Below are 4,369 nucleotides of genomic sequence, written 5' to 3' on the forward strand. Positions count from 1 at the left end.
TCCCAGCCGTCTTCCTTCAGCACAAGCTCGCCCTGCTCTTTGCTGGCATCCAGGTCCGTCATCGGCGCTTCTTCATGCACCAGGTTCTGATGACAGTCTATACACGTCGCTCCATGCGTCTCCATACGCTTGTGCGCCGCCTGCGCATCGTCTCCCGGCGGGTCCGGATCACGGTGACATTCGCGGCACGTCACGCTGTCCCATTTCTTCAGGTTCATCCGTGCATCATGTGCCATGATCAATCGCCGCTCGTTAAACTTCTCCAGCGTCGAGTAATCATTCACCATCTCCAGCCATAACTCCCGCGCTCCATCGACTACATGCGTATATACTGCCAGATGGAAATTCTTGAACCCCTGCGGTATATGACAATCCTTACACCCCGGATTCGCTCCAAGCGCTCCATAGTGTGTCGATTCTCTCAGTTCTTCTTGCGGATAGGTCATCGAGTGACAACTCGTGCAGAATTCGTCCGTCGATAACGCCGCCTCTCCTCCAAATACTACGCCCACAAGGACTATGCCCAGCAGCGCGCCTGTCAGCAGAGTACCTATCGCGCCTTTTTGTAATGCTGTCATTCAGGTCTCCTGTTAATCGTCGTCTTCATCATCGTCGTCTTCGTCGCCTTCTTCACCTTCCTGAGCATCGGCCTGGAATTCGTCGTGATATTTGAATTTCGGTTCGCCTACAAACGCGCCGTCCAGTTTATAATGCGCGTGCATCGCCTCGTCGTCTTTGACCATCTTGTCAAAATCAAATCGGTATTTTTCATCTATTTCCGGTGTAAACGGTACGTATGGCTCTTTCACGCCTTCCCAGCCCGATCCTTCATAGTTCAGATGACAGGCCGCGCAGGCTTCTTCAAAATGAAAGTCCTGACCTCTGTCCGCCAACCGTTTGCGCGGCATGGTCTTGCCGGATTTCTCAAACAGCTGTCCGCCTTTGCGATGATCCCGACGATAATTCTTGCCAGGTCCATGGCACGATTCGCAGCCAACCGCCGCAAGCATCTTCTTCGGACGTTCTACGGTATACCCGCCTTTCTGCTCCCACCCATCAACGTGACAGCCAACGCAGTCTTTGTCTTTGGTGTAGTCCTTGTCTGGATCAAGGCCCGCTTTTTCCTTCGCTTCCGCACGCTCGCCAGGCTTCAGCGATTCCATCGCCTTCGCATGCGCCGTCTCTTTCCATGACTTAGCCTGCGACTTGTGACATGAGCTGCATTTCTTGCGCCCTTCAAAATCCGCTGCGGCTGTGCCTGAGAAAAATGCAAACATCGCAACGAGTGCCAGTATATAGGTTATTGGGTGTTTCATCCTTCCTCCTCGTACTTTTTTTATTTCGTGTGTTTAAGCCGCGTATTGTACGCGATCACCCGTTAGTGTAAATGGTTATATCTGCGCTCTACGCTATTTTTGTTCTTGTCTGTTTGTTTTGCGCTACTGTCAGTCAGCTATTCTTCCTTCAGGCTGTCTATCGCCGTCGCTCACGGTATCTTATATAACCAGTACCCCCCTTTCTGATAGAGTAGCTGCAGCGCTTCCAGTTCCATTGGCGCGTCTTTGTCGGTAAACGGCAGCATGCCGGCCAACAGGGTTTTGCTGCTTTGCTCGTCGCTCAGAAAGTAGACTCTGATTTCCGTATCGGTGATCGATTGCAGGGTGTAGGTATCAAAGTCGTGTTCCTTGAGTTGCACTTTCATGTGATTGATCATGCCATGAATGTTGCCAGTCAATGGAAAGTTCTGGTAGGCAACGCCGATTCTCTCAGGATACATGAGACCCAGTTTGTACAGGTCGGTTACATGAACTATGATGTACGCCGTCCGTTCTTTTCCAATCAGCTCGCGCAGTTGTGCTACGCCTGTTGCGGGTTCTTCTGTCAATGCCAGGCTGAAACGTTCGAATTGTTCCAGTTCCTGCCGCTCGGGTCTGCTTTGCCAGAATGTCTGTTCGTACGCATCGATGGCTTCCATCTGTGCCTGCCAGTGCTGCGGTATGATTAACGGTTCGTTCAGATGGCTGGTAAACAGGGTGTCATGGCCTGTGAGCAGGTTGATCTGCCGGGAGATGTCCCACCAGGCCAGGATGAGCGCGTCTTTTTCAGCATGCTGGTTGATCGCCGCAGCCAGTTCGCTCAGTTCCGAGGATTTCCAGTCCAGCGCGTGCAGTATTTCCTTGCTGTTGTTCTGCCATTTGATCAGCACCGGCGGTGCGTCGTCACGCTGCGCTACGATTGCCCGGGCTATGGGTTTTTCCGCTTCGGATGCGATTACGTCATAGTGGCTGACCGTCAATTCCGGCCACGCATCAAGCGCCAGTTCCGGATAGTCTTGCGGGTTGCCTGTGGATATCTGCTGGTATTGATATGGCGATTCCGCCGGCTCAAACCACAGATACGCAAACCAGCCCAGAAAAATCAGACCTCCCGTCACCAGCAGTATCCCCAGTGACGGGAGTATTTTGCTACCCGGTCGCTTCACTTCAGTGTCACGACCGGTTGTCTCTGCGGGTATCAAGCTTCGTTCTGCTTACGTTTGCGCCATCCCGCCAGGGCTATCGTGCCCGCCAGCAGCATGCCGCCTCCCAAACCACCCAGCGATATCTTCTCCGCTGTGCCGTCCAGGTCCAGTAAGCTCGTACGCTTGGTCTCCAGTTTCGCTACACGTTCTTTCAACGCGATCATTTCGCGAATCCGGGTGTTTTCGTCCTGTACTTCAACGTATGCCCGGTTCATCGGGCCCCAGCCTTCTGTGTAGGTCCAGCCGCCCGGATTGACGTGCGCCAGTCCAACGTGCATTTTCGCCAGGTCGTTTTCACCCATCTCCAGAACCTTGAGTTCCATCGATGCCGGATTGTTGTCCTGTGACCAGAACAGCTGTGTGAAGATCATGAAGCCAGGTTTCTCAGGTTCCGGCGGATTCGGACGGTTGGTCTTCTGTCCCGCCAGCAGGCCTTCGTTGTACAGCTTGTCTACAACTTCATGCGCATCCTGGTATTTCGCAAGTCCCTGCAGTGTGCCTTTGTCCATCAGGTCAAGGTACGAACGTGCAAAACGCTCAGAGTGACATTGCGTGCAGGTGACCACCCAGGCGTCAAGTCTTTCTTCCGACCATTCGCTGTTGATGTTCTCCGCTATGCCAGGTACGAACGGGTAGTTCGCCCAGCGGATCTTCCTGACCATGTTGTGGCTGTATTCGCCTTCATATTCCATGTGACAGCCCGCGCAGGTCGGCGCCGTCTGTCCGCCTTTGCTGTATGCGTCTTTCAGCGGTACGTCCCAGTTCCAGTTGTTGCCCATCATCGCTACTATCTTGCCATGCTTGGACATCGAATAGGCTTCCCAGTTGTTGTGGTCAACACCACTGTGACAGGTCGCGCACGCTTCAGGTTTGCGCGATTCCGCTACCGAGAATTCATGGCGTGTATGGCAGGTGTCGCATTTGTTCTGGTTCATGTGACACATGGTGCAGCCTTCCGCTACTTCACGCTGCGGCATCGCTGCCCACACCGTCGTCTCTACGTTCGCCTTGTAGTCCAGTGCGTGCGACGGACGTCCGTCAGGCCATTGCCCGTGCGGCCAGATCAGGGTGTCGCGCTCTGATTCACGCTCGGCAAATTCCTGCAAATGACATTTGCCGCATACGTCCGCCGTCGGCATGATCAGGTCCTTGCTGTGGTCTATCTTGCCTTCCTGTTTGATATTAACGTGACAGTCAATACAGCTCACTTCCTTCAGCTGTTCGCCTTCCTTCAGGTATCCCAGTGAACGCAGGTTCTTCTCTACGTCTTCAAGTTTGCCTTTCTTGTAGTATGTAGGATCTTCTGGTTTCAACGCACGAACCTTGTCCAGATTGGCATGCGCGCTCTTCTTCCACGCATTTACCCATACCGGCGATTCGTCCGAGTGACATTCAACGCATTCCTTGCGGTCCGCTTTGTCCCGCATCGAAACAGGCGGCTCGTAAAATGTCGCCGGATCCATGTAGGTACTCAGTGGAATCGGTTCCCAGTAATCGCCCATCGTGCCCTTGCCAAAACCTTGTTCAGGGTCCTTGTATCGCTTCACCAGCGCTTCATGCAACTGCTTCGGCGTCGCTCCTCGGTCAAGCCCCAATGCTTCATACGTCTCGTCCGGTACGCTCGGTATCGCATATACCGCTCCAGACAGTGCTATCGCACTTACAAACATGACCACCTTCAGCCATAGCTTGGAAATCATTGCTTTCTCCTTTGTAGTTCTGTTCATTTCCAGTTAGTTCTGGTTCTTCTCTTTATACCCGGCAATCCGCTGCTAATCCTTCCGTATAACAGTCTACCGCTGCCGCCTCCCTTACAATAGCCCGCCTAACGACCAACCGGTATTACCA

The 4,369-nt window shown here is 53.3% G+C and carries 4 protein-coding genes; all 4 read right to left on the reverse strand.

Annotation, left to right across the window (positions count from 1 at the left end):
* Positions 1-578: NapC/NirT family cytochrome c (locus BMX44_RS16135; protein WP_143056985.1), on the reverse strand; the 578-nt coding region annotated here is incomplete at its 3' end.
* 12 nt (positions 579-590) lie between these two features.
* The gene (cycA, locus tag BMX44_RS16140) at positions 591-1,316 is read right to left on the reverse strand and encodes a cytochrome c-550 CycA (protein ID WP_090634937.1); all 726 of its coding nucleotides are present in this window, start codon (positions 1,314-1,316) and stop codon (positions 591-593) included.
* 170 nt (positions 1,317-1,486) lie between these two features.
* Positions 1,487-2,518: a hydroxylamine oxidation protein HaoB gene (haoB, locus tag BMX44_RS16145; RefSeq protein WP_090634939.1), complete on the reverse strand. Its 1,032-nt coding sequence runs from the start codon at positions 2,516-2,518 to the stop codon at positions 1,487-1,489.
* A complete protein-coding gene (locus BMX44_RS16150) occupies positions 2,515-4,221 on the reverse strand; it encodes a multiheme c-type cytochrome (protein ID WP_090634941.1) in 1,707 nt (568 codons plus the stop codon). Before BMX44_RS16150 ends, haoB begins: the two co-directional genes overlap by 4 nt.
* Positions 4,222-4,369: the final 148 nt, after the last annotated feature.

Origin of the sequence: Nitrosomonas marina (assembly GCF_900110145.1) — a bacterium.
GTDB classification, from domain to species: Bacteria; Pseudomonadota; Gammaproteobacteria; order Burkholderiales; family Nitrosomonadaceae; genus Nitrosomonas; species Nitrosomonas marina.